The sequence below is a fragment of the Chitinophaga arvensicola genome (genome assembly GCF_900110835.1).
Taxonomy (GTDB): Bacteria; Bacteroidota; Bacteroidia; order Chitinophagales; family Chitinophagaceae; genus Chitinophaga; species Chitinophaga arvensicola.
In genome coordinates this window covers 1,068,002-1,092,134 of record NZ_FOJG01000001.1, presented here as the reverse complement: position 1 = coordinate 1,092,134, position 24,133 = coordinate 1,068,002, and the positions used below count along the sequence as shown (strand labels likewise).

General features: G+C 45.0%; 20 protein-coding genes and 6 tRNA genes. 14 read left to right on the top strand and 12 right to left on the bottom strand.

Going from position 1 to position 24,133, the window contains the following annotated elements:
• Positions 1–78: 78 nt before the first annotated feature.
• From BMW79_RS04750 to BMW79_RS04735, 4 genes are all read right to left on the bottom strand, one after another.
• Positions 79–1,206: a FecR family protein gene (locus tag BMW79_RS04750; RefSeq protein ID WP_089891239.1), complete on the bottom strand. Its 1,128-nt coding sequence runs from the start codon at positions 1,204–1,206 to the stop codon at positions 79–81.
• Between the two features lie 49 nt (positions 1,207–1,255).
• The gene (locus BMW79_RS04745; RefSeq protein WP_089891236.1) at positions 1,256–1,798 is read right to left on the bottom strand and encodes an RNA polymerase sigma-70 factor; all 543 of its coding nucleotides are present in this window, start codon (positions 1,796–1,798) and stop codon (positions 1,256–1,258) included.
• A gap of 416 nt (positions 1,799–2,214) precedes the next feature.
• Positions 2,215–2,925, bottom strand: coding sequence for a hypothetical protein (locus BMW79_RS04740; RefSeq protein ID WP_089891233.1), 711 nt, complete (start codon positions 2,923–2,925; stop codon positions 2,215–2,217).
• Positions 2,926–2,946: 21 nt separating this feature from the next.
• Positions 2,947–3,159 (bottom strand): helix-turn-helix transcriptional regulator, encoded by a 213-nt coding sequence (locus BMW79_RS04735; protein ID WP_089891230.1) that lies wholly within the window; start codon positions 3,157–3,159, stop codon positions 2,947–2,949.
• Positions 3,160–3,324: 165 nt separating this feature from the next.
• On the opposite strand from BMW79_RS04735, the gene BMW79_RS04730 reads away from it, so the two are divergent.
• On the top strand, positions 3,325–3,579 hold the full coding sequence (locus tag BMW79_RS04730; RefSeq protein ID WP_089891227.1) for a hypothetical protein: 255 nt from the start codon (positions 3,325–3,327) through the stop codon (positions 3,577–3,579).
• Between the two features lie 268 nt (positions 3,580–3,847).
• Entirely contained in the window at positions 3,848–3,991 is a 144-nt protein-coding gene (locus BMW79_RS33805) for a hypothetical protein (protein WP_177192040.1), read from the top strand.
• 126 nt (positions 3,992–4,117) lie between these two features.
• Here the strand turns inward: BMW79_RS33805 and BMW79_RS04725 are convergent, their stop codons facing one another.
• Positions 4,118–4,864, bottom strand: coding sequence for a response regulator transcription factor (locus tag BMW79_RS04725; RefSeq protein ID WP_089891225.1), 747 nt, complete (start codon positions 4,862–4,864; stop codon positions 4,118–4,120).
• 31 nt (positions 4,865–4,895) lie between these two features.
• The gene (locus BMW79_RS04720) at positions 4,896–5,270 is read right to left on the bottom strand and encodes a response regulator (protein ID WP_089891222.1); all 375 of its coding nucleotides are present in this window, start codon (positions 5,268–5,270) and stop codon (positions 4,896–4,898) included.
• 766 nt (positions 5,271–6,036) lie between these two features.
• Here BMW79_RS04720 and BMW79_RS04715 point away from each other — a divergent pair.
• The 8 genes from BMW79_RS04715 (at position 6,037) to BMW79_RS04680 (ending at position 8,454) form a co-directional block, all read left to right on the top strand.
• A tRNA-Gln gene (locus BMW79_RS04715) sits at positions 6,037–6,112 on the top strand.
• Positions 6,113–6,119: 7 nt separating this feature from the next.
• Positions 6,120–6,192: transfer RNA gene (locus tag BMW79_RS04710), tRNA-Ile, on the top strand.
• A 5-nt stretch (positions 6,193–6,197) separates the two neighbouring features.
• Positions 6,198–6,270: transfer RNA gene (locus tag BMW79_RS04705), tRNA-Gln, on the top strand.
• Between the two features lie 12 nt (positions 6,271–6,282).
• Positions 6,283–6,354, top strand: a tRNA-His gene (locus tag BMW79_RS04700).
• Positions 6,355–6,383: 29 nt separating this feature from the next.
• Positions 6,384–6,469 (top strand) — tRNA-Tyr (locus tag BMW79_RS04695).
• Positions 6,470–6,475: 6 nt separating this feature from the next.
• A tRNA-Phe gene (locus BMW79_RS04690) sits at positions 6,476–6,550 on the top strand.
• A gap of 518 nt (positions 6,551–7,068) precedes the next feature.
• Entirely contained in the window at positions 7,069–8,163 is a 1,095-nt protein-coding gene (locus tag BMW79_RS04685) for a slipin family protein (RefSeq protein WP_089891220.1), read from the top strand.
• Between the two features lie 81 nt (positions 8,164–8,244).
• Positions 8,245–8,454 (top strand): YwbE family protein, encoded by a 210-nt coding sequence (locus tag BMW79_RS04680; RefSeq protein WP_089891217.1) that lies wholly within the window; start codon positions 8,245–8,247, stop codon positions 8,452–8,454.
• Here the strand turns inward: BMW79_RS04680 and pth2 are convergent.
• Together pth2 and BMW79_RS04670 are read right to left on the bottom strand one after the other, a co-directional pair.
• Positions 8,451–8,846 (bottom strand): aminoacyl-tRNA hydrolase, encoded by a 396-nt coding sequence (gene pth2 / locus BMW79_RS04675; RefSeq protein ID WP_089891214.1) that lies wholly within the window; start codon positions 8,844–8,846, stop codon positions 8,451–8,453. The genes BMW79_RS04680 and pth2 overlap by 4 nt on opposite strands.
• A 40-nt stretch (positions 8,847–8,886) precedes the next feature.
• On the bottom strand, positions 8,887–9,438 hold the full coding sequence (locus BMW79_RS04670; protein ID WP_143059084.1) for a hypothetical protein: 552 nt from the start codon (positions 9,436–9,438) through the stop codon (positions 8,887–8,889).
• A 98-nt stretch (positions 9,439–9,536) separates the two neighbouring features.
• On the opposite strand from BMW79_RS04670, the gene recD reads away from it, so the two are divergent.
• The 3 genes from recD to recB are packed head-to-tail and all read left to right on the top strand — an operon-like array spanning position 9,537 to position 18,022.
• The gene (gene recD, locus BMW79_RS04665; RefSeq protein ID WP_245752377.1) at positions 9,537–11,357 is read left to right on the top strand and encodes an exodeoxyribonuclease V subunit alpha; all 1,821 of its coding nucleotides are present in this window, start codon (positions 9,537–9,539) and stop codon (positions 11,355–11,357) included.
• Positions 11,358–11,402: 45 nt separating this feature from the next.
• Entirely contained in the window at positions 11,403–14,612 is a 3,210-nt protein-coding gene (gene recC / locus BMW79_RS04660) for an exodeoxyribonuclease V subunit gamma (protein ID WP_089891210.1), read from the top strand.
• Positions 14,609–18,022, top strand: coding sequence for an exodeoxyribonuclease V subunit beta (gene recB / locus BMW79_RS04655; protein WP_089891209.1), 3,414 nt, complete (start codon positions 14,609–14,611; stop codon positions 18,020–18,022). Before recC ends, recB begins: the two co-directional genes overlap by 4 nt.
• Positions 18,023–18,042: 20 nt before the next feature.
• On the opposite strand, the gene BMW79_RS04650 is transcribed toward recB, so the two are convergent.
• The 4 genes from BMW79_RS04650 to tmk all read right to left on the bottom strand — a co-directional run bounded on the left by BMW79_RS04650 (position 18,043) and on the right by tmk (position 21,615).
• Positions 18,043–18,594, bottom strand: a complete 552-nt coding sequence (locus tag BMW79_RS04650; RefSeq protein WP_089891207.1) for a hypothetical protein — start codon at positions 18,592–18,594, stop codon at positions 18,043–18,045.
• 83 nt (positions 18,595–18,677) lie between these two features.
• Complete coding sequence (locus BMW79_RS04645) at positions 18,678–19,391, bottom strand: hypothetical protein (protein ID WP_143059083.1); 714 nt, start codon at positions 19,389–19,391, stop codon at positions 18,678–18,680.
• A gap of 57 nt (positions 19,392–19,448) precedes the next feature.
• Complete coding sequence (locus tag BMW79_RS04640) at positions 19,449–20,627, bottom strand: glycoside hydrolase family 76 protein (RefSeq protein ID WP_245752376.1); 1,179 nt, start codon at positions 20,625–20,627, stop codon at positions 19,449–19,451.
• A 289-nt stretch (positions 20,628–20,916) separates the two neighbouring features.
• Positions 20,917–21,615, bottom strand: coding sequence for a dTMP kinase (gene tmk / locus BMW79_RS04635; RefSeq protein WP_089891202.1), 699 nt, complete (start codon positions 21,613–21,615; stop codon positions 20,917–20,919).
• 703 nt (positions 21,616–22,318) lie between these two features.
• Here tmk and BMW79_RS04630 point away from each other — a divergent pair.
• On the top strand, positions 22,319–22,963 hold the full coding sequence (locus tag BMW79_RS04630) for an AbiU2 domain-containing protein (RefSeq protein ID WP_089891197.1): 645 nt from the start codon (positions 22,319–22,321) through the stop codon (positions 22,961–22,963).
• Positions 22,964–24,133: the final 1,170 nt, after the last annotated feature.

Below are 24,133 nucleotides of genomic sequence, written 5' to 3'. Positions count from 1 at the left end.
TTGGCTCAGCGAGCATGACAATCTAATACCCGTAACGTTCCGGGTAATTCATCTGACACTACACTGGTTGGTTAGTGATTAAAAATCCACGTTTATTTGCTTTCCTCTTAACTTAAAATTGGCTCCTCCCGTCTGATTCAACATTTCCAGTACTTTTTCTATGCTATCATAGCGCACAATGGCGCCTGTGAAATGCTGGTTGGCCGGCTTCCCTTTGGGATATACCGCTGTAACATCGTACCAGCGCTCTAACTGGTGCATGACAGTGGTGATGTCGTCGTTTCTGAATACAAACATGCCCCTTTTCCAGCCGGTCAGGGCGGTAATATCCATCTGTTGTGTGGTGATGTTCTCTTTGCTACAAATACCCACCCATCCCGGTTGTAGGATGGTTTCCTTTCCACCTGCCTTTACTTTTACACTACCACTCACCAGCGCCAATTGTACCGCCGGTTCATTCGTATAGGCCATCACGTTAAATTCTGTACCCAATACCGCCACCTCCATCTGTTCCGTAAACACGCTGAAAGGCTTTGCTGCATTGGTAGCCACCGAAAAATAAGCTTCTCCCGTGAGATACACTTTCCGCTCCTTCCCTGTGAAATGCACCGGAAAACGTAACGACGATTCCGCATTCAGCCACACTTCTGTACCATCGCTCAGTGTAAGATTATAATTCATACCTCTCGGTATCTGTAACGTGTTATACACCATAGGCCCGGTGGTATCTCCATAAGCAAGCTTATTGCCCTGCTGCCGGATCGTAGCACCACCTTGTTCTTTCAACAAAGTATCTCTCGCCTGTAACACCACTTCCTCACCATTACCCATAATCAATACGGGCTGACCTTTTGTATGCTGCGCCTTCGCAATCTCCGGCATCGGTGGCTCTACATGACTGGTATACCACCATTTAGCGCCAATAGCCAATACCAGCAATAACATAGCCGCTGCCATACGCCCCCAGGGAACCATCCGCTTCACCATCAATTCGCCTTCAATACGGTCCCAGGCCTGCTGCGGGTGATATTCGCCCATTTTCTTCATCTCCACCTTCAACACTTCTTCCTTACTCAATTCCTCGAATAACAAAGGATTCTCTGCTATCCATGCCTCTAACGCTATCTGCTCTTCTTCAGAAAGCGAATTCTCCCAATACTTGATAAGTAAACGGGACGTGTTATACAGGTGGTGGTATGATTCCATGGTGCTACTATACTTAAAACAACTTACTCAGGGGAAATGGGTGAAAGCCTTAAAAATATTTTTCTGAAACAAGGAGACATAGTGCCAGGAAGGTTTCTGGCTTTAATCGGAGCTTTAATAATTCGAGCGCCCGGGCTTTCTGTGTTTTTACCGTATTGATGGAAATGTTCAGTTCATCTGCTATTTCCTGGTTTTTGAGTCCTTCGAAATAACTGAGCTTGAAAACATTCCGGCACCCTTCGGGTAGGGAAGCAATGGCACGGTGGATTTCGCCCCATACTTCCGCTTTGAGAACCGCCGCTTCTTCGGCTTCCTGCGTTTGTGTCTGCGCAAATTTCTGTACTACCTTCTGGTGTTTAAGATGGTTCAGACATGCGTTTTTTACTAATACGTATAAAAATGTTTTGATGGCTGGGAGGTCTTTAACATCCGGATTCTTTTGCCAGAATTTGATGAAGGCTTCCTGGACAATATCCTCTGCAGCAGCGGAATCGGCGATTATTTCGTCTGCAAATCGGCACAGGCGCAGGTATAGCAGGTCAAATAATGACTTCAGTTGGTGGTGAGATTGTTCCGGACGTTGCGTGGCCATGTCGGGTAAAAATAGGGAGAAAAGGGGGGAATAGCAAAGGGATTAGGGATTCTATATTTATATTTGTTTATCATAATGATTTTATAGATCTTATTTCGAGATTATAGTTACCCGATCCTGATTTTTAAGCTTCCATACGCAGCAATAGCACTTTCCTGGAGGGATAGAGCGCATATCGCCCTATTAGTAAAGAGGAACTGGCTGCAGTACCTTACCTTTCGCTTGGTTTCTGGCTTTTCTATATGGGTTTTCATACTACCCATGATCAATTTTATACTTTTAGTCAGCCTGCACAATTAAAAGCATATACTGGATTTTTAAGGAATATAGTAGGTACTTATTGGATGGAGTAGGTTAACAGAGAAATACAAGACGCAATTTTCAAATGCTGGATTCTTCAAGTTTACATTTAAATGCTAAGGAAACATCGTTATATTATTTGCGATTAAGTCATGCAATCGCTCCAGAACAGCCGATCTATTCTTTTCAAAAAAACTTTCCTGAACACAAAACACTACATCCTCATTTATCAAATTAGACATCACCGACGGATCCTTGCCCTTATGCGCTGCATAAATCGCATTGCTTTGCTTTTTTGCAGTACGCAGGCAATCGGCCATAGCCGGCATATTGACCACACCCTCAAACTGTGCAATAATAATATCTGAATAAAAATAAAGCGCACTACTAAATCCTTCCCAGCTCTCGTATCCTAAAAAGTCGTGTACGGCCAGTACGCCATATACTAAAGGTGGTACATGTGTTATCTCTTGCAGCGGCAACCAGCATTTTCTTTGGATATTTTCTGTGATTTCTATTTGACGTACGATGAGATCAAGTGCTTCCTCTTTGTTGTATTTCTTCAATATCCGCTCTGAGAGGGAAAAGCGACCTTCATCAATGCGAGTAAGCGCACTGGCTATATCATACTTGCAAGCCAACAAATGTTCCTTCGCCACATCTGGTGAAACAGATGCTTTCTTCACAATCAGTAAAGTCATTTCTTCCTCAAATAATGCTTTGGCTTGTACTATATCTCCGCCTGTTTGTTGAAGAAGGGTTAAACCATGACGAATACCAATAGGAATTTGCTGGCGAAGCTGATCGAGGTGAATGTTATATTCCATTGGAAATTAGGCTAACAAAGATTATTTGTTCTTTCTAACAACAAGTAATTCCCTTGCTTCCACATCCAGCGCCTCTGCAATTTCAAACAATGTTTCTATCGTTGGCTGCATTTTATTCGTGCACCATTTTGAAACTGAAGTTCTGTTTACATTCAATGTTTCAGCTAACCAGTTATTTGTTTTTCCCTTTTCTGCCAGTACAGCCTTAATTCTATTGAAGACTTTATCACTCATAATGCAGCGTTAAAAGCATATTTTCTCCAATTTATGATTTATACTTTTCATTATGATTCATAGAGTTGCATATTACAAAGCTAATTATTCATTTAATAAATATTCATATTTTGCTTTTAAAGCTATTTATATATATCTTTGAGCATAATCAAAAAATCTATTGTTATGCAAAACTCCCCATCCTTTTTTAACCATACCCACCTGTCTGAGCAGGAATTACAAGATCCCATGCTCACCATACGCAGCTTCTGCGAGCTATTCCCACCAGCTACGGCGCGCAACATTCTCTGGCTCTGGTTGTCGGAAACATTAGCCGCACAAGACACCCAATATGAGCATGCGGAGCACCGGGCCGATCTTCTTGTATTCTACAATGAGTTATTAAAGGTATTGGATGCCAGCTACCTCCTGAATGCTTAAGCAGTCAACATAACTTTATAACACAAGCGTGGCTCCAAGGTAAAATACACTTCGGGCGATGTGCTATTTAACCTGAACGGTTATTGGAAGGAAACAAGTAACCCGGAGCTGCGCTTGTATTATACATAAAAAAGCCCGGCGTCTCCGCCAGGCCTGCCTTATAAACCCAATTTCTTAAGGGCTATACAATCTTATACCATGCTAAGCTATCCCGTCCGTTCGGATGATGTATAGATGGCGTAATACTATTTCCACTAATCTCGAACCAATGAAAAGAACTTCTCCCTTTCGGATGGTGCATAGTTGGGTACAGTTTATTTTCCCGCACTTCGAACCAGGGCAGGGGAGCGGGGCCATCGTTATGGTGTATGGTAGTAAAAACGTTATTATCTCTTATTTCATATTCGGCTAATGAACGCCCACCATCAGGATGATGTAATGTTCTGTGGAGTTTCATGATGTTAATTTTTGTAGTAATAAAATATGGTTAACGATACTAATTGGGTCTACTAAACAGGTTCCGAATATAGGAAAATATTCAATAAGGAATGCTAACCTGGTGTAAATGATATTTTATTAAATGGGTGGGTACTCTCAAGGAATAACCGGTTAACTGGATGGTATCCAGCTTCACTTCCGGGCTTATCTTAAAATGCTTACGAAGATTGGCGATAGGCGTATTCAGGGAGTGTTTGCTGCCTTCTCCTCCTACAAGGGTTTGCAGGTCTATTGCCGGGATCGTTACATTAAATTTTTCTGTGAGCAGATCCATGATCTTTACTTCTTTAATACCGAGCTGATATGTTTTCCCGCCATACGACAACGTATATTTTTTCCTGTTGTAAGTAAATGCGCCGAAGGAAACAGACTCCCATACTGCATTCTGCTCCTTCGACCGCTTGATGAGCGCATACATTTTATAAATCAGCACCTCTGTTTGAATAGGCTTTTCACAATAATCATCAGCGCCCCCTCGCTTAAATCCTTTCAATTTTGTTTCCAGTTTAAGATCGGCGGAGAGATAGATGATGGGAATCTTATCATTCCCTGCACGGATTTTTCCGCCAAGCTGCACGCCATCCAAACCGGGCATATGTACATCCAGCAAACAAAGGTCGTATGATTTTCTTTTATATAGCTCCCAACCTTCGTTGCCATCATAGGCACAGTACACAATGAAATTTCCATTCTGTTCCAGTGCTCTTTTTATCGCTTTAACAAGTACCTCATCATTCTCGGCATAGAGAATATGAAAAGCTTCAGGAGCGTTTTCCAGGATAGTCATAGTTCGTTATTTATTTAAAAATTTCCGGCAATCAATATACTTTAATCTGGAGGGATTCATGCAGCATGGCCGATAGCTCGCTCAACTTGAATGTTTTGTTGAAATAGGCATGGCCGCCACCTCTTCCGAAAACATCCTTCTCTACTATGCCCCGGTCTTCACCCGACAGATAAAAAATAGGGATATCGCTATTGGCATTCCTGATCCGCTCTCCGAGATCAATGCCATTTAAGCGCGGCATCATAATATCGAGTAAGCAATAATGAAATTTCATTTCGCGGAACAGGGACCAGGCATGCTCTCCATCAGTGGCATTATACACTTCAAAGCCTCCCTGGTGGAGAATTCTCTTTACGATGCCAGAAAAAACAGGATCATCATCGGCGTGAAGCAGACGGTTTTTCATATTATTTGGAATATTTAAAAGTCATGGTGTATGATGAATACTAATCATCCGTGTATACTACTGTTTATATTTCTCAATCATTACATGGGTTATACACCTCCGATACACTGATAGTTGAAATCTAAAAATGATTAGGATTGCAACTTAATAAAATCCAAAATACTAAAATGACACCTTTAAATTTTAGTAGAAGATGTTAATCTACAGTTAATGCAGTATTGATGCAGTCCTTTATGTAGCACTTATGCAAAAAGCTTTTTGCAGGAATTTGTAACGAAAAAGGTATTCACATTTGAATAACACTTTGCAAATACAAAACACATTCATTTATCTAGCTAAAAAATAAATTTGAAAAATATTTGGAGATATTAAAAAAATATTCCCACCTTTGCATCAACAAAAAAACAAGAAACATGTACCGCTCAATTTTTCACATACAATGCAAACAACAGGGAAGTCTGCCGACAGACTTTACCAGTAGCGGGGCATGTTATCCGGTTGAATAAGTTGAAATAACGAATTCGATATAACGTAGGCCCCGCAAGAGATTGCGGGGCTTTTTAATTGTATTAATCACGCAATAATAAGCATGCAAAAACAGAAACAGTACATACGATTTAGTCAGGATCATAACACACCGCTGTTATCGGTTTGGCATCGCTATGAAAATATTTCGCAACGACTTAGCTATCAACGCACATAAGTAACGCTTATGTATATACGTAGAAGCCGGTCGTTCGTAACGACCGGCTTTTTTTATGCACATAAGCCTGTAGCATAACTGGTAGTGCGTCTGTTTTTGGAGCAGAAGGTTATTGGTTCGAATCCAGTCAGGCTTACCACAAAAACAACCCGGTAGCTCAATGGTTAGAGCACCTGCCTTATATGCAGCCGGTTATTGGTTCGAATCCAATCCGGGTTACAAACAATCCTGTAGCACAATTGGCAGTGCGTCTGTTTTTGGAGCAGAAGGTTATTGGTTCAAATCCAATCAGGATTACTTTTTAAATACGGTGCTGATAGTTCAATGGCAGAATACCCGGATGTGAACCGGATGATCAGGGTTCGATCCCCGTCAGCACCCATCATAACCCCAAAAACGAAAACCCCAAAGTGAGTACGGCGAAGCGGGAGTGTCGCAATGGTCTGTAAAACCATCGCCTTAACAGGCTTAGCAGGTTCGAATCCTGCTACTCACACAACACGGATGAATAGCTCCAATGGTAGAGCAGCGGTTTGAAGCACCGCCAGTGCAGGTTCGAATCCTGCTTCATCCACCAGGTAAATGAAAAGCATTTACTAAAAAAGCTTCCCTAATAAGGAAGACGGGAATAGCCGCTGTTGCAGGCAAACCAGGCGGGAGGGTCACCACCTCCGCAGTGCAGGCGTAGTAACTACCTGTATGCTGTTGCCACAACAATACTATTCCCGCACAGATCATCTATCGATAGAAGGTTCGAATCCTTCCCATTTCTTGAAAATGGTAGCTTACTGGGTAAAGCAATAGACCAATCAACACGCTTTAAGGAGCAAAAAACAAGGACTGTAAATCCTTTTAAACACCGGTTGCGAAAGCAGCCAACCATCAAAGCCAGGGCTTCATTGCCCAGCCCAGTCATCAAAAGGGTGACACCGGCAGGGAGATCAACACCCGAAAACAGGCACACGCATCAACCGTCCGCATCAGCCAGTACTTCCGCCCTGAATGATGACGCACCAAAGATCCGGTCCCGTTTCCGTGTTCTTCTCCCGGACAACAGCCCTGGCTTTTTTATCAACAACCCCAAAATGAAAGAAAATGAAAAGAGTAACCATCAACGCCTACGAAAGAGGGTTGGTTTTTAAGAACGGAGCCTATCAACGCATGCTCCAGGAAGGCCGCCACTGGCTGGTCAACGAAGATATTACCATCTTCGATATCAACAAACCATTCGTTGCACCCATCGAACTGAACATCCTCCTGCAGGATGCCGACATCACCAACGCTTTGCAGGTGATCGAAGTAAAAGAAACAGAAATTGTGCTGCACTACGAAAATGGATTGCTGAAGCAGGTATTAACCGCCGGTAGATACGCCTTCTGGAAAAATATCATCGATAACAGATTTGTACGGGCCGATATCTCCAAAATAGCTATCACCGAAAATATAGATCGCACTACCCTCTGCCACCGGCTGGTAGCGCCTTACGTAAGAACCTTCAACGTGGAAAATTACGAACAGGCCATCATGCTGGTAGACGGTAAGTACGCCATGACATTGTACACCGGCGTTTACTTCTGGTGGAGAAACAACATCTCTATCGCGATCAGTAAAGTTGATACCCGGCAATTGCAGACCGAAATCAATGGACAGGAAATCCTGACCAAAGACAAGGCCGCATTGAGAATCAATGCCTGGGCACAGTACCGGGTAACCGATATCAATAAGGCACTCCTGCAGAATAAGGACTACGAAAAACAGCTCTACGTGCTGTTCCAGCTTGCCTTGCGGGAATATGTGACCACTTTGAATTTCGATGAACTGCTGGAAAAGAAAGACGCCATCGCGCCTTACATCCTGAAAGCAGTCAGCGCGAAAACGGAAGCCTTGGGCATCAGCGTGGCCAGCTTCGGTATCCGGGATATCATCCTGCCAGGTGATGTAAAAGACATCATGAACCAGGTACTGGTAGCCGAAAAGAAAGCACAGGCCAATATCATTATGCGAAGAGAAGAAACTGCCAGCACCAGGAGTTTACTCAATACCGCTAAACTCATGGAAGACAATCCCATGCTGTTTAAGCTGAAAGAAATGGAGTATGTGGAAAAAATCGCAGAAAAAATCAATAACATCAGCGTCAGCGGAAACGGGATGCTCATAGATCAACTGCGACAGATTTTTATCTCTAAATAAAAAAGAAGTGGCATCAAAAGGGTGTCACTTCTTTTTCTATAAATCGCATCTCGGAAAAAACAAAAATAGTAGCTTTGCCCCATGGACGGACAATATAGAAAAGATGTATATCCTGGCCTGGAAGTGGCCATCATCCTCAAGAAAGATCAACGTAGCGGTAAAAAAACATACGGCATTGTAAAGGATCTGCTGACCTCTGCCGCATTCCATTCCCGTGGTATTAAAGTACGACTGGAAGACGGACAGGTAGGCCGCGTCGTTGAAACCGATGTAGTAGGAGACGAAGACTAAAGCAGCTTCAGATCTTTCGTGATCCGGTCTATTTCCTCGTTGGAATTAGGCCCGATCGCACAACAGGTTTTAGTAGGCACCCCGCCAAATTCTGTTAACCCCGAATCCGTAATCAGTGTGGCATTCAACCCATCATCTATCGCCTGCTGGTACACCCTTTCCAGGTCTTCTTCTGAATCTACCGACAAACAGATTTTGGTAAATCCCTTCGTCATCCATTCAGATACCTCTTCCGGATTTCTTAAATTGGTTTGTAAAGTATGCCCGTCAATGGTGGCGTGCCTCGTTAAAAAGGCGATGGAAGCATGCGCTCCCTGGGCGATCATTTTTCCTTTGCGCATGTTCAGGTCCTTGCGCATCACTATTACCTGCTTTACTATCCTGGACGACATATCTCTCCGTTTAAGCCCCTAATTTACAAAAACAGGCCGGTCAGAAGATCACATACCCGAAGTTGATCCGGAAATTGAGCGACACCGGATCATTATACCCATCATCCGGCGTAAAGGCCAACCCGAAACGACCTTCAAAACTGAAATGACGCCCCCAGCTGCGTTGCATCCCCCAGGCTGGTATCAGGAAAACCGCATCCGTATTATAGTAGGTAGTAGAATACAATGCCCGCCCCCGGTAGCCGCCCGTGATACTGAAAAAATTACCCGCATTGTTATCCACCCGCCGGTAATGTGCCGCACGCCTGGCCAAACCGTAATACTGCCGGAACTCGCCCGAAATCACAGGCGCAGCAGCAAATTCCCAGTTTTCACCAAAATAACTGCTGTTGGAATAAGACAACCCCATATCAATTCCCCCTTCCAGGTTCAGGGTGGAGTATTTTAACAAACGCAATTCGTAATTTGCATTCACTCCGAGTACGGAAATATTTGCTTTCAACTGACTGGGTTTTCTCCAGAGATCTTCCTGCGCACTAACACATAAAAACGCAGCTAACAAAATGCAAAGGGCCAGCAATTTCTTTGACATAGGGGAACAGTATATAGGTCTATATTTCCTACAATATAACGACCTTTCAGAGGATGCAGAAAAAGTTGTACTTTAATCTTTTCAAGTGACCGATAAGAATGCGAAATATACCCACCCTGAACGATGTACACCAGCAATTTGCCGAGTATTTTGATATACCGGCACTGAAGCCGTATGCGTACCTGTTATCAAAAAAAGGCAGCGAAGGTCATATCTGCCTGCATCTCGATAAAATAGCCAGCGAAAAAGAAAATCTCCCGGAGTCCTATCAAAAAATAGATACCAATAACCAACTCCTGGAAAGCATTCCGCTCGTAGGCACCCAGGGCAACGATAAACAGCCCTTCGTAATCTACCAGAACCGGCTGTACCTGCAACGCTATTTCCGGTACGAAACGGAGTTCCTGCAACGCATCCGCCAATTCCTCACAAAGGAAAAAGCAGTGCTGCCGGAAAGGACCGCACTGCTGCAACAACAGCAGCCGCTGATCAGTAAATTGTTTGCCGGCACAGTAAATACCAATACAGATAACGATCCGGCTGACTGGCAGCTCACCGCCGCCATCACCGGCGTACTCAATAATTTTACTATTATCACCGGCGGTCCCGGTACCGGTAAAACAACCACCGTGGCTAAGATCCTTGCCATCCTGTTTGCCACCGATCCGGCACTGAAAGTAGCGCTGGCCGCACCTACCGGTAAAGCCGCCGCCCGTATGGCCGAAAGCTTACGCAATACCACCCTGGAGGTAGAAGCCGCTGTTACCGAAAAGTTCAAGGCCCTGCAACCAGCCACCATACACCGTTTACTGAAATCCATCAACGGCAGTCCGTACTTCCGACACAACAAAGACAACCCACTCAACTACGACGTAGTGATCATTGATGAGTGCTCCATGATTGACGTGGCTCTCTTTGCCAAACTGCTGGACGCGATTCATCCGGATACACGCCTCATCCTGCTGGGCGACAAAGACCAACTGGCCTCTGTAGAAGCGGGCAGTCTCTTCGGAGACCTCTGCCAGGCACAGGAACACCTGAACCGCTTTACCACCGACCGCCGGCAACTGATCAACAGCTTTATCCCGGAACCGGAACGGCAAATTCCGGCCACCCAGGAACAGAATGATGATCCGCATCCTTTATTCCAGCACCTGGTGGAACTGCGGCGCAGTCATCGTTTCACCGGCAATACCGGTATCGGCAAATTCAGTAAAGCCATTATCGCCAATAATGTGCCTGCCATTACTTCTTTTTTCCCGCCTTCGGCGGATGAACAGGTAGTGGTGGACCCTGCCGCTTCAGTGGCCCTTTTCGAAGACTTTATCGCCGGCTACGCCGCTTTCATTACAGAAAAAGACATCGCTACGGCGCTGAAACTCCTCAACGCACAACGGGTACTCACCGCCGTAAGGGAAGGGCCGCAGGGATTATATGCGGTCAACAAACAAATAGAAAAATATTTATTCGATAAAAAACTGATTACCGCCAATTCGGAATTCTACGAAAACCGGCCGGTGATCCTTACCCGTAACTATTATGAGCATGGCTTATTCAACGGTGATACCGGTATTATCCGCGCCGACGAAAACGGTGTACTCATGGCCTGGTTTGAAGACAGCACCGGCGCTCTGAAAGCAGTGCTGCCCGGTTACCTCACCCAGGCGGAAACCGCCTTCGCCATGACCATCCATAAAAGCCAGGGCTCCGAATTCGGAGAAGTGCTGGTACTATTGCCGGATACTACCGATGTACCGATTCTCACCCGGGAACTCTTGTACACCGCAGTAAGCCGCGCCAAAAACAAAGTGTATGTACAGGGAACGCCGGAGGTAATTCTCCTGGCAGCGGAACGCTTCGTGGAAAGAGCCTCGGGCATCGCAGCGAGGTTCAGGGAAGTGAATGCAGCAGTAAATTAAATCACCTGCTTCGGGAATGGCGGAGTGTAAACAACTGATTGATCAATGGCATTGTTTTTAAAAGTTTCGAACTCACTGAACAGCTTATCATCCGGATTGGCCCAAAACCTCCAGGATGCAGGCAACAGCGTGTTTCAACCTCACTATATTATTACCCAGACGGAAGGGATGAACAACTGGCTGAAACTCCAGTTGGCCGACCACCTGGGCATTGCGGCCAACTGCCGCTTCATGAAGCCGAACGATCTGCTGTACCAGCTGTACGTAATCCTGGGCGGGCCTCATTCTGAAGTGCTCTCCCCGCAAAACCTCAGCTGGCTGGTGTTTAAGCTCCTGGGACAGGAAGAGTTCATGGCTAAATACCCGAAAGTAGCCGCCTACTACACCACAGACGAAACAGAAAGCGACCTTAAACGCATGGCCCTCGCAGAAAAAGTGGCCGATCTGTTCGATCAGTACCAGGTATACCGCCCGGAAATGATCCAGGCGTGGACCTTTACCGATACCCCAGAACTGGCTTCCGCCGGCTGGCAACACTGGCTGTGGGTGAAAGTAAAACAACTCTCCGGCGGCGCATTGCCCGATAAAACCATCGTAGGCAACTTTATCCTCGACGCCCTGCGCAGCAATGCCCAAAAGGCAGGCCTGTCGGCACGCATGCCGGTGGTACACCTGTTCGGTCTCTCCATCATCACGGCCTATCATGTGAAGATCCTGCATGAGCTATCTTCCTTTATAGACGTATACTTCCATATCATCAACCCTTCACCGGTGGTGTTCTGGTTCGACGATCGCAACGAAAAACAAATTGCCCGCTGGCGCCAAAAAGGACTGAAAGACATCCAGGATTCCAAAGCCGGCAACGCCCTGCTCACAGGCTGGGGCCGCGTGATACAGGATTCCTTCGGACTTTTCTTCGCCTACGATGCCTTTATCAATGCATACGAAGAAATAGATACCGTAGAACCGGAACCAGATAGCCTCCTGCATAAAATACAACACGATATTTTTACCGCAGCCGCTACCACGGCCGACCGGCAAGCCATCTCCCCACAGGATATCAGTGACGGCTCTGTTACCATCAACGCCTGCTACACGGTAGCCCGCGAAGTGGAGGTGCTTTACAATTACCTGGTGCACCTCGTAGCGCAAAAAAAGGAATCGCTATCGCCCCGCGACATCGTGGTGATGGTAAGCGATATAGATGCCTATGCACCCTATATCAAAGCCGTGTTCAACAACGCGCCTTATACTTTCCGGTATACGATTGCGGATGAAAGTTATACCGACAACGACAATCTCTTTAACGCCCTGCACGCCATCCTCACCATGAATGAGGAAAACTTCAAGTCGGAAGCGGTGATGCAGCTCCTGGATTTCTCGTATATCCGTAAACGTTTTAATCTACAGGATCCGGTACTGATCCGCAAGATCATTGAAGCCGCCAATATCCGCTTCGGCATCAACGGCAGCAAGAAGGAAGAAACACATTTCGTGAGCTGGCAATACGGGATACAGCGCATCATGTTCGGCATCTGCATGAGCGGCGAAGAGGAATACGGACAAGGGGAAGACAGCTTCTTTCCGCTGGATATCACCGAAGGCAGCGATGCCCATGAAGTGATCCGCTTCTGCCATTTTGCAGAAGTACTCATGTCCGCCATCCTCGACAGACGCCGCCCACGCAGCATTGTAGAATGGGTAGCCTACACCGAAAGAGTATTGCATAATATGGTGTATGAGCCGGTAGATGATGTGGACGAAGATTATAACACCCTGATCAAACAACTCACGGCCTACAATGCCCTCAATGAGTTCATGAGCGAAAAAGTAACCTTCGATGTATTCAGTCATAGCTTCCTGGATACACTTACCGGCAGCACCCGTGCGGGCCTGTTCGTAAACGGCGGTATCACTTTCTGTTCGCTCATTCCCATGCGTAGTATCCCCTTCAAAGTGGTGGCGCTCATGGGACTGAACTACAATAAATTTCCGCGCCGCGAAAATAAATCCAGCTTTAACCTGATGGAAAAAGACCGTCAGAAAGGCGATCGTAATGTGAAAGAGAACGACAAACACCTGTTCCTCGAAACCCTGCTATCCGCAAGGGAATACCTCTATATCAGCTACATCGGTAAAGATGCGAAAGACAATACCGATCTTCCGCCTTCTGTACTGGTAGATGAACTGGTAGACTATATCGAAGCAGGTACCGAAGAGCCGGAAACTGTGCGCCATCAGCTGGTTACCTTGCAGCCGCTGCAAAGCTTCAGCAGGAAATATGCCGGTACCGATAGCCGCCTGTTTTCCTATCTCAGTACAAAAGACACGGCCAGAAAAACCTATCTCAACGAAAATAAAACAACCACTCCGCTCACCTTCGAGGAAATTACCCTGGAAGAAGTGATCAGCTTTTTCAAAAATCCTTTCCGGGCGTATTATAACAAGGTGCTCGGGATCAGGTACAACGACAACCAGCTGCTGCTCAACGAAACAGAGATCTTTAGCCTGAACAGGCTGCAGCAATGGTCCGTTAAAAATGAATTGCTGCCGGTCACCGAAAAGCAACAGCCCATTTTACAAAGTACGCTGGTAAAAAAAGGCCGGTTGCCGCTCCGCAATATGGCTGCCGTATCTATTCATAAAATGGAGGACCAGGTGGTTCCCGTGCGCAACCTGTTTGAAGCCTGCACCAAAGGTGCAGTAGAAAAAAAGGTGCCGGTAGAACTGGAAGTGGATGGCAGTATGCTCAAAGGGCATATCCGCATTTATGACCAAACGCTCGTACAGGTGTCGTGGTCAAAGAAAGAAAGCAAGTACCTTATAGAAGCCTATATCCGTTACCTGGCGGGCAAAGCAGCCGGCGTGGCAACAGATCTCTGTTTTATTTCCGGCGCCCGGAAAGAGGATGCCTTCCAGGCGACCCCGCTTACACCGGAAGAAGCACTGCGGCGACTAACAGAAATCATAAAAGTATACAAGTCCGGCTTCAACAAAATCATCCCGTTTTTCCCGGACCTGGAACTCACAGAAAAAGACCGGCTGACAATAGACCTGAAGAAATTCAAGGATAAAATATCAGGTATGATAGAACGGCAGGAAGCCCCAGATCCTTACCTGGTACAGGTATATGAACAGGGCTTTTTTGAACACGAAGAAGCACTTGTGGGGTATCACGATACCTACGACCTGCTTTTATCGCCGCTTACCACCTTGCTCCAGGCATATTTTGAAACACCAGACAAAGACAAATGATCGATAGCATAATATATAAAAAGTTCGACGCAGCCACCGTTCCACTGGAAGGCAGCAACCTCATTGAGGCCAGCGCCGGTACCGGTAAAACGTATTCCATTGCCATCCTGGTACTGCGATTGATCCTGGAACAAAAGCTGTCGGTCAAAGAAATACTGATGGTAACTTTCACCCGGGCTGCCGTAGCAGAACTGGAAGAAAGGATACGTTTATTTATCCGTCAGGCCTACAAAGTGAGCAGGGGACAGGAAATCAGCGATCAGAAAATCATGGACCTGGTGTTCAGCGTCATTGATTTTGACGATCCCCGGCCAGTGCAGCAACTGCTGCGTGATGCCATTCTGCTACTGGATGAAACGTCTGTGCTTACCATCCATGGCTTCTGCCAGCAAACACTGAATGAGTTTGCCTTTGAAACCAATCAGCTATTTGGCGCTACCATGGTGCCCGATCTCACGCCGATCATTGAAAACGAACTGAATAAATTCTGGCGCAGGAATGTCACTACCCTCAATACCCATCTGCTGGAACAGATCTGGGAGGAAGACATGAAAACCGAAATGCTCAATGTTATCAAAGAACATCTCGGTGGCAAAAAATTCCTGGGCTACTCGGATGAGGTATCCGATGACATCAGCGATTCCTTGCAGGAACAATGGATCCGGGAATTAAACGAGCTGACAGCCGCAGAAAAGGCAATCACGGATAGTCTTTGTGCTTTTATCACTGCCAATGCCGCGCATATCGCCGCTGCCTGCGCCACTAACCAATACACAAAAAAAGACTATCCTGACCTGATTGCAGAACCGGAGCTATTGATAAAAAAGATCCGCGAAAAAAGATCCGCAAAATATATTGAGAAAATATTCCCGGATCTGTTACCGGGCATTGACGAAGCAGATGACATCAACAAACAGCTAAAAGACCGGCAACAGCTGGTACGCCGGCAGATCTACTACGCAGCCATCAAGGAAATAGCAGAGCAGGTGCGGTTATTCAAGGAACGCAGCAACATGATGGGTTATGATGACCTCATCAACAACCTGCATACCGCCCTGGTGAAAAACAACAACGAGGAACTGATTACAAAACTGCAAAGTAAATACAGGGCCGTTTTTGTAGATGAGTTCCAGGACACCGATAAAGAACAATTCGAAATATTTGATCGGGCCTTCGGCCAGAACACCACACTGTTCTATATCGGCGATCCGAAGCAAAGCATTTATGCCTGGCGAAAAGCAGATATTTTCACTTACTTCAATGCCCGTAATGGCGTACAGCATGTATATGATATGAATCAGAATTTCCGGTCTTCCGAAAACCTGATCCGCGCCATGAACGTCTTCTTTGAACCTACACCCGGCTTTCCCACGTTCGATTTCGCTGCCGAAAGTGATAGCATTGACTATATCCAGGTACACAGCCCGGAGAATAACAAAAAAGGCTATCTCTACAATGGAAGTGCTAAAGAAGTGCCTATAGAAATTATCTCCTGCGATAAAAAAGAAACCATTTCCAAAGGGGTAGCGGCGCAAATTGCGCAACTATTGCTGGATAAGGACTACCGCATCGAAAACAACAACGGATCACGGCCCGTTACGCCATCGGATATCGGTATCCTGGTGCGCACGGGGCAGGAGGGAAGAGATATCAAACATGCGCTGGCCAAACTGGGCATCCCGGCCGTTACCATCGACGAAGCCAAAGTACTCAGATCAGCGGAAGCGCAGCAATTGCTGCACCTGCTGGAAGCCATGGAAACGCCCGACCGCTCGTCTATTAACCGGGCGTTGCTTGGTAGTTTCACGGGCTACAATACCCGTACTCTGTTGCAACTAGATGATGAAATCATGCTGGACCTGTTTGGCAAATACCGGAACCTCTGGCAACGCGATGGTGCCTACACTGCGCTCATGGAGTTCATTGCAGATTTCGGCGTACGACAGGTGCTGCTCGACGGCCATACTGAAAACGGGGAACGCATCATCACCAACCTGTATCAGTTATCCGAACTGGTACACCAGGTGCAGAGCCGCAAAAACCTGTCTATGCGGGATCTCATTTCCTGGCTCAAACGCGGCATCGACGGCATGAACACCGAAGGTGATGAATATGCACAACGGGTGGAAAGCGATGAAGACGCCGTAAACATTGTGACCATTCACAAAAGTAAAGGGCTGGAATATAAAATCGTGATGGCCCCTTTCCTGGATTTCGTGGAGAAACAAAGAATTGAGTTTGTGAGCTTCCGCGATCCGGAAACCGGCGATTACCTGGGTACTCAAAAAGCGCTTCTCACGGACAACCAACTGAAAGCCTACCAACAACAACAGGAGCAGGAAAACCGCCGCCTTATCTATGTAGCGGTGACCCGTGCCGTTTATAAATGCTACCTCTTTAAAAATACATACAGTGCTTTTAAAGACTCTTCGCTATCCGCCTTTCTAAAGGAACTCGTAATAGCTGCACCGGATCCTGCCCTGATTAATTTGCAGGGATCGCCGGCAGAAACACCGGCCGAAAGCTATCGCCAGCAACTCACCAAAGGCCAGCTGGCCGTAAGCAGGCCCCCTATATCGTTCCATTTGCAGGAACAGAACTGGCGTAAGATGAGTTATACCATGCTGGCCGCCAAACCTGAACACCGGCCACGGGTACGCTCGTTCCAGCAAACGGACCCATACGACAACTTCATCTTTACCACCCTGCGCAGGGGCGCCAAAACGGGTAACCTGCTGCACTTTATCTTTGAAAATATCAATTTCTCTGATCCCACAAAATGGGAGCACTGGCTGGAAGAAGCCATCCGCCATTTTGTACCGGGACAACGGGAAGTATATCTCGAACGGCTGAACGAAATGTTGCAGCATATCATGTATGCACCGATCCACATTGCAGGCACCAGCTTCCAGCTGGCGTCTGTAGGGCGTTCGCACCGGCTGGCGGAGTTTGAATTTGACTTCCCGGTACCGGTATTCAAATCCAATCTGCTGAATAACCTGTCGGACGACCAGGTGAGTGTAAGTGTAAAACGTTTTTCTGAATACAGCAGCCAGGAACTGGAAGGGATCATGAATGGGAAAATTGACCTGTTCTTTGAGCACCAGGGAAAGTATTATATCCTCGACTGGAAATCGAACTACCTGGGCAACAGCGTTGCTGATTACGATGCAGAAGGACTGGCAGCCGCCATGAATGAAAACAATTATCATCTCCAGTATTTTATCTATACCGTAGCAGTGAAAAAATACCTGGAAAGCCGTATCCCTGGCTTTAATTATGAGAAACAATTTGGCGGGGTGATTTATTGTTTTGTACGTGGGGTGCGAAACAGCGGCGGACAGGGAATATTCACCACCAAACCGGATATCAGGAAAATAAGGTTATTAGAATCGTTGTTAACGAAATAAAAGATGATACGCGATTACAATTACTTTTGTTGAAGATTTTTGTTATTCAATAACATACTGCTTTCTGTGTTGGCAGTGGTGGTGGTTATAATAATCGGTTCCCACCATTTTGTAGTATCTCCAGCCGGTAAGCCGCCATTGGCAAACTGAAAAAGACCCTGACTCAAATCCCTTGCAGATGCAAACATCGCTGAGCCGCCAGATATCTCGTTGATATACAACACCGGTAAAATAACCGTCTTTGCTTTGCCATTATCTTTCAACAGCTGTTTCCAGTCAATATCCAGCTCGCGGATTTTTGTTGTCCAGGATTGAATAGAGAGTGGGGCAGAATAGGAAAGGAAAACACTATCTGGTATATCCCTTTTACCAAATTGCAATTTTAACAATACGATGTTGGAGCAATCATTACAGCCACCTTCTCTCACCTTCATTCTTTCAGATGAAAAGAAGTTCACAAATTTCTTATATGCTTCGGGTAGCGGCGCCGTTTGCGCTTTGCCTGTGAATGGCAATGCCGGCAGTAAAAGGAGCGTAAATACAAACGGGCGCAAACAAAAGAAATTTTTCATGTATAGGGGTATTGTCGGGATAACTCCTGCGCATCATCAAAAGAGGTTGCCCCGAAAAAGTGACGGAACAACCTCTTTAATTATTATGGCTTCTTAAATATCGATTCATCTACCGGCACATTATTTTCCAGCTTAGACACGGTAATCTTTACGCCAGTTGGATCCTGGGAAATAACGCTGCCATAAGTGAAACCATCAGCTGTTTTCAGGAAATTGCTGATGTCGGTGGTCAGATCCATCGACTGACCTTGAATATCCACTTTATTCAGTGTTTTCAGTACGTTTCCGGTAGCAGGATCTACATAGCAATAAGTGGTGATGCCGGCATGGGAAATAACTTTCACTTTGGCCAATTGGGCGCCATTGATATTTTCAAGTCCCTGGAGTTCCAGCTTATTCCCTTTTTCATTGTAGCGGAAAAAATCGCCCGTCAGATCCAGTTGGCTGGCCATCAATTTAGTGGTAGAGGAGTCCATTGTTTCCGGATCAGGTTTACCCATCACAGGCATCTGTACCCAGGCTTCTGAGCCGTTTACCACCTGGATATTGGTGGTACCCATTACCGTAAATTCCATACGGAGCGCTTTACCCTGTACTACCCATTTCTTGAAGGGAAGCGACATCCCCTGCACTTCCATTGTACCCTCTGCATACTGCGTTTTCAGGTCCTTTAACTTATCTGCGCCGCCCAGCGATGCCACATTTTTATTGACAAGATCGGTCAACGATTGCGCCTGCGTCATTATTGCGGAGAATAAGACGAGCAACAGGATCGATACCCTTTTTGTGTTTATCATAACTATCAAGTATATCACACAAATTAATTATCTCTTTCAATAAAAACAAAAGCGAATCTAAAACTGCCAGACACCATTCATCATGGCCACTCCACAGGTGGTTTCGAAGGAATTGACGTAATTATCAGGAGTGCGGTGCCACCATTGGCCCCACATGAGTCCGTTGGAGTTCCGGTAATTCCAGGCTTCTGCGGCGTTATAATTGAGCCAGGCCGCATAGGTGCTCTGGTAGCTGTGATCTTTTACAAACTTACAGGCCCAACGGGCAAAAATAGCTTTAAAACCCTGACAATCATCGTTATCATATTCATCCGGCAACAGTCCCTGGGCATTACACATGCTGTTTTTCGTATAGTCCATCGCTTTAGCCCCCATAGTTTTATAGTTATTGGAAGGGTAGTAGGGGTGTAACATGCTGCAGGCGCCGATAAAGGTACCCTGCGTATAAGTGCGGGTGCCTTCTGTGATTACGCCAGCGGCGTTCATAGCGCCTTTCACTTCTCCCGAACCTGCGGTATACAATTTAAGTACCATCCAGTCGAGGAGCTGTTGCGCTTTTGTTTTATAAGCCGCATCACCCGTAGCCTGGTAGAGGTACATGGCACAAATGGCCGCAGGAGCGTTTACACAGGCATTCTTGGTGTTATTGGCGGTAGTCCACCAGAGGCCACCTCCCAGGTTAGTATCCCAGGCCCGGTTCCAGACCATATCAAAGTTGTTCTTCGCCATATCTTTCATACCGCCATCGTTGGTGATCTGAAAAGCGCGGATACACATCAGTGCACCCCAGATTACATCATCGTTATAGATGTTGGAAGTCCATAGCAGGCCATAGTTATCCCGCATACCATTGTAGAGATAAACGATCTTATTTTTAAGATCCGCATTGTTGTTGGTATTATAGGCATCGATCAGGGTTTCAATGGCCTCTGCCTGCCGCCAGAAATCCATTCTGCCGGTATGATTCACATCCGAATAATAATAGGCCTTGAAAGAAGGGCCATAGGTGCCATACTCATGGTAAAATGCGTTGTTATAGCACTGCATTGCCAGCAGGGCTTCCGATTTTACCGGTTGCACCGAATTAATACTGACCACATTGCCGGTTGCCAACAGGTTGTTTTCGGAAGATGGGGTTAAGGCCGGTTTCTTACAGCCGGTAACAATCAATGCCAGGAGGAACACAGCCATAAAACTGCTGTGGAGAAGCGCTCTAGCGCCGCGAAGAGTTTTCATGTTTTCAGTTTTTGTGGAATTAAAAGATGCGTACTTTCTTAGTGCCAGTCGTATGTAAAGCCAGAATATTCAATAGGAAGACGACACCTGCGCGCTCATAACAGTGGAACCAGGTTTCAAACAGGGTATCTATTTCCGGGGACAGGTATACAGCCCGGAATTACTTACAACACATGAAAATATTTTTGGGAAAGGTGATTCCGGTAACGGCATACACGGAAATCCCGATGGCCGGGTTTAACCCGGGCTTTGAAGAGCATTAAAAAAGGGAGCATTGCTCCCTTTCTCTTTATAGTTGTACCTGGCTATTCACCAGTTGAACAATTTCGGTATGAATATCTGCAATAGGCCGCATTTGCTGTGCTACATTGAAACAGGCAATCCTGTTGATCGTTGTATCGGCCGATAACAAGGTATCGTATTCCTTCTTCACCGCGCGTTGCAGGGAGAAATCCTTTTCGTGAATATCATCTTTCCCCTGTAAATATTCCCGGTCTTCATTTGCGCGTCTCTTTTCCAGCGCAGCCTCTACAAAAGCAAACGGCACATCCAGGTAAATAGAAAAATGTGGCTTGGGGATTTTATTATAGTTGTATTCAAATTCATTGATCCAGTTGCGGAGGTATTGCTTTTCCTCTTCGCTCTCCAGCTTGGCACATTGGAAAGCGATATTCGAAAGCACGTAGCGGTCTACCAGCACAAAGTAGCCGTCTTTCAGCCATTGGTTGATAGTAGCGGCAAATTCTTTCCGGTCTTCCGCAAACAATAACGCCACCAATTGGGGATGTACGTTTTTCACATCTCCGAATTCACCACGCAGGAATTTAGCAATCAATTCCCCAAACATACCCTGATTGCTTCTTGGGAAATGTACAAATTTCGTCTTCTCATTTTTTGACTCCAGGTATTTCGTCAGCAGTTCAATCTGCGTTGATTTACCGGCGCCATCCAAACCTTCTACCGCTATAAATTTGCTACTTTTTTCCATTATGGGATTGTTGTTATGCTGGAAGTTAAATTAAAAATCCTTTCTGCTCAGGGAAAATAGCTGCTTCACGGCTTAAAATAGAAAAAGCCTGGTAGTACTACCAGGCTTTCTGCTCCCCCTGTTGGGGAGCAAAATCGCTTATAAGGTATTAAAAACCAGCATATTGTAAATTAAGTGCAACATAAAGTGAAACATTGCCTATTTCGTATTCATGTGCCCACAAACTACATTAAGAAGAACTATTCACGCCACTGTCTACCAGTATACGCGGGCACAAATATAGCTTTTCTATCGAAAATCTACCATAGTGCAATATTACCTGCAAGAATATTAAAGGGCATTTAAGACCTAAACTGCTACTGGAGCTGGGCTAGATCCTATCGAACTCCTCATACCTTTGTTGTTCGTTGTCAGTAGACTAGATATAAAATAGATTATAGAACTACAGCCGTTCGAAAAATTGGCAGGCTTGAAGTTTTCCTAGCCTTTCTGATTTACCAGTAGTGAGATGTGGCATGTATACAAATGACTGGGAATCATTGTATTTGAGTACTAAATATATGGTTTTAACCTAATGAATTTCTTGCTACTAAATTCAACCTTGAAAACCTGATTGTAGAGAAGAACAAAGCCCTGGCTACTTGTTTATTTTTCTTACATTCATTATTATATAATGATCCTAACTGGATTAATAATTGATGCTATGACCAATCAGCCCACTCCGCAGGAAGTTTTAAGAGATAAGGTTAGCGAATATTGGAAAATCGTATACCAATGCCGCCAACATTACTTATACTGTCTTCGTCTTCATAAACCAAAGGACGAGCTTGAAGCAAAATACTTAGCTGTTGATCGTTTTATGAATAACACTCGACACCTTTATTGGCGAGTCTTGATTATCGAAATTGCTAAGTTGTATTCTACCAGTAGAAACGACTATTACAATATCCAGAATTTTACCAATCAATTTAAAGCAGACCAAATTTTCGGTTGGGTCCAGGTCAATCATGAAACTCTTCAGGAATGGCAGTCATTCTTGGATACTAATCAAATGCTGCTACAAACTATTAGAGGCTTGCGTAATCGTTTTTATGGGCATACCGACACTCCAGCCCAAAAAGCTGAAGTCGAATACGATGACCTCACAATCGAGCAAATTGAGCCATTAATTGCCTTTGCAGAACAACTGTTAAAGGTAATCTATCTTTCTGCCTTTGATAGTGACGTTAGCCTACGCGTAGAATATCATGAAGGTGACTTTGACTTCATTTCTATTCTTGCGAAAGAAAAACAAAATAGAATAAAAGAAATACTTGGACCCCGCTTCACGATTGAGGGTGAACCCTAATTTTACCCTTATTGCTGATCTCTTGTGCATGTGACTGCATCGTTGAAGCGTTTCAAATTTGCAAATCCTTGGCGACAGGCTTGCATCGTGTGATAACGCTTCTGTGTTAATTCAATAAATCCAGCTTAAAACTCCTTTGCCCTCTTTTGACATCAGGTTTAGAATCAATATGAATCTTTTCTGATGTAGTGTCCATTTTTTGCACTCGCAAACTTGCTGCTATCATTATCACAACCTAATGGCGACTTAGTTTGTGTGTAATGGCATAGCTTCAATTGACTACATTGTAAAAGTAAAATTCAGAACAGGACTAAACAATCAGGTGAGTAATTCTGACTCAAATAATATCCTGTGGTAGTCACTGCCTATTATATTTGTCATCTGACATTTCCTTAATGCCATCATTTATAAATTCATTTACAGTATTTACTAAATAGAATTTTATGGCAAAAGCGATGTTCTTAATGAGTGATGAATGGAGGAAATTTTATAACCAGAAGTACTATTTATGGAATCGGTATGACGAAAACTATAGTGATTTAAACATACTAAAGTTTCTCAAAAATATCCCTATAAAGGTATGTGGCTTTAACCTTAGCGTCGAAAGCCAATTTGACCTGGTTCGGTACTGCCAATGTGATCTAGGGAACAAGAACGGATTAAAATACTATTTACAAGTTGTACCAGAAACAGGGAAGATGGTGATTGGTATTAGTCCCGTGGATAACATGGATTTGGAAGTGCAGAGATATGTTCGCAAGCATGAATGTTTTAAGGGTAAAAGTATCAGACTGAAATATCGAATCCCCAAAGTATCATCTTCCAACAAGCGTCCCCGGATTGTCCTGGCTAATCCTATAACCCATAAAGACGATAAAAGAAAAATCCTCAATTACCTACGTCCCAGGTGGCTTTAACAAGTCGAAGTATTTTCCCTCCTACTATTGTCTTAGTTTGTGCTCACCAATTAATCGCCTTTGATCTGATAACTATCCTGCCAATTGTGGCCTAAACGGTGGCAATTTCGTCGATATTTAACATGACGGTAAATAGCATTGAAAAATTCTAAATTGATAAATCTTATACCATATAGTATCTAAAAAATTAGTGTTTTAATATTCCCCTGAAAGGAAGTTGAGTTCCTATCTTATCTTCGATATTACCAACCAC

Excerpts from the sequence above, each read along its gene's own strand:
- BMW79_RS04640 (WP_245752376.1), bottom strand. The coding sequence starts at position 20,627 with ATGAAAACTCTTCGCGGCGCTAGAGCGCTTCTCCACAGCAGTTTTATG.
- BMW79_RS04645 (WP_143059083.1), bottom strand. The coding sequence starts at position 19,391 with ATGATAAACACAAAAAGGGTATCGATCCTGTTGCTCGTCTTATTCTCC.
- BMW79_RS04745 (WP_089891236.1), bottom strand. The coding sequence starts at position 1,798 with ATGGCCACGCAACGTCCGGAACAATCTCACCACCAACTGAAGTCATTA.
- BMW79_RS04680 (WP_089891217.1), top strand. The coding sequence starts at position 8,245 with ATGGACGGACAATATAGAAAAGATGTATATCCTGGCCTGGAAGTGGCC.
- BMW79_RS04725 (WP_089891225.1), bottom strand. The coding sequence starts at position 4,864 with ATGACTATCCTGGAAAACGCTCCTGAAGCTTTTCATATTCTCTATGCC.
- pth2 (WP_089891214.1), bottom strand. The coding sequence starts at position 8,846 with ATGTCGTCCAGGATAGTAAAGCAGGTAATAGTGATGCGCAAGGACCTG.
- BMW79_RS04735 (WP_089891230.1), bottom strand. The coding sequence starts at position 3,159 with ATGAGTGATAAAGTCTTCAATAGAATTAAGGCTGTACTGGCAGAAAAG.
- BMW79_RS04670 (WP_143059084.1), bottom strand. The coding sequence starts at position 9,438 with ATGTCAAAGAAATTGCTGGCCCTTTGCATTTTGTTAGCTGCGTTTTTA.
- BMW79_RS04720 (WP_089891222.1), bottom strand. The coding sequence starts at position 5,270 with ATGAAAAACCGTCTGCTTCACGCCGATGATGATCCTGTTTTTTCTGGC.
- recC (WP_089891210.1), top strand. The coding sequence starts at position 11,403 with ATGGCATTGTTTTTAAAAGTTTCGAACTCACTGAACAGCTTATCATCC.
- BMW79_RS04650 (WP_089891207.1), bottom strand. The coding sequence starts at position 18,594 with ATGAAAAATTTCTTTTGTTTGCGCCCGTTTGTATTTACGCTCCTTTTA.
- BMW79_RS04685 (WP_089891220.1), top strand. The coding sequence starts at position 7,069 with ATGAAAAGAGTAACCATCAACGCCTACGAAAGAGGGTTGGTTTTTAAG.
- BMW79_RS04740 (WP_089891233.1), bottom strand. The coding sequence starts at position 2,925 with ATGGAATATAACATTCACCTCGATCAGCTTCGCCAGCAAATTCCTATT.
- tmk (WP_089891202.1), bottom strand. The coding sequence starts at position 21,615 with ATGGAAAAAAGTAGCAAATTTATAGCGGTAGAAGGTTTGGATGGCGCC.
- recB (WP_089891209.1), top strand. The coding sequence starts at position 14,609 with ATGATCGATAGCATAATATATAAAAAGTTCGACGCAGCCACCGTTCCA.
- recD (WP_245752377.1), top strand. The coding sequence starts at position 9,537 with ATGCGAAATATACCCACCCTGAACGATGTACACCAGCAATTTGCCGAG.
- BMW79_RS33805 (WP_177192040.1), top strand. The coding sequence starts at position 3,848 with ATGAAAAGAACTTCTCCCTTTCGGATGGTGCATAGTTGGGTACAGTTT.
- BMW79_RS04750 (WP_089891239.1), bottom strand. The coding sequence starts at position 1,206 with ATGGAATCATACCACCACCTGTATAACACGTCCCGTTTACTTATCAAG.
- BMW79_RS04730 (WP_089891227.1), top strand. The coding sequence starts at position 3,325 with ATGCAAAACTCCCCATCCTTTTTTAACCATACCCACCTGTCTGAGCAG.
- BMW79_RS04630 (WP_089891197.1), top strand. The coding sequence starts at position 22,319 with ATGACCAATCAGCCCACTCCGCAGGAAGTTTTAAGAGATAAGGTTAGC.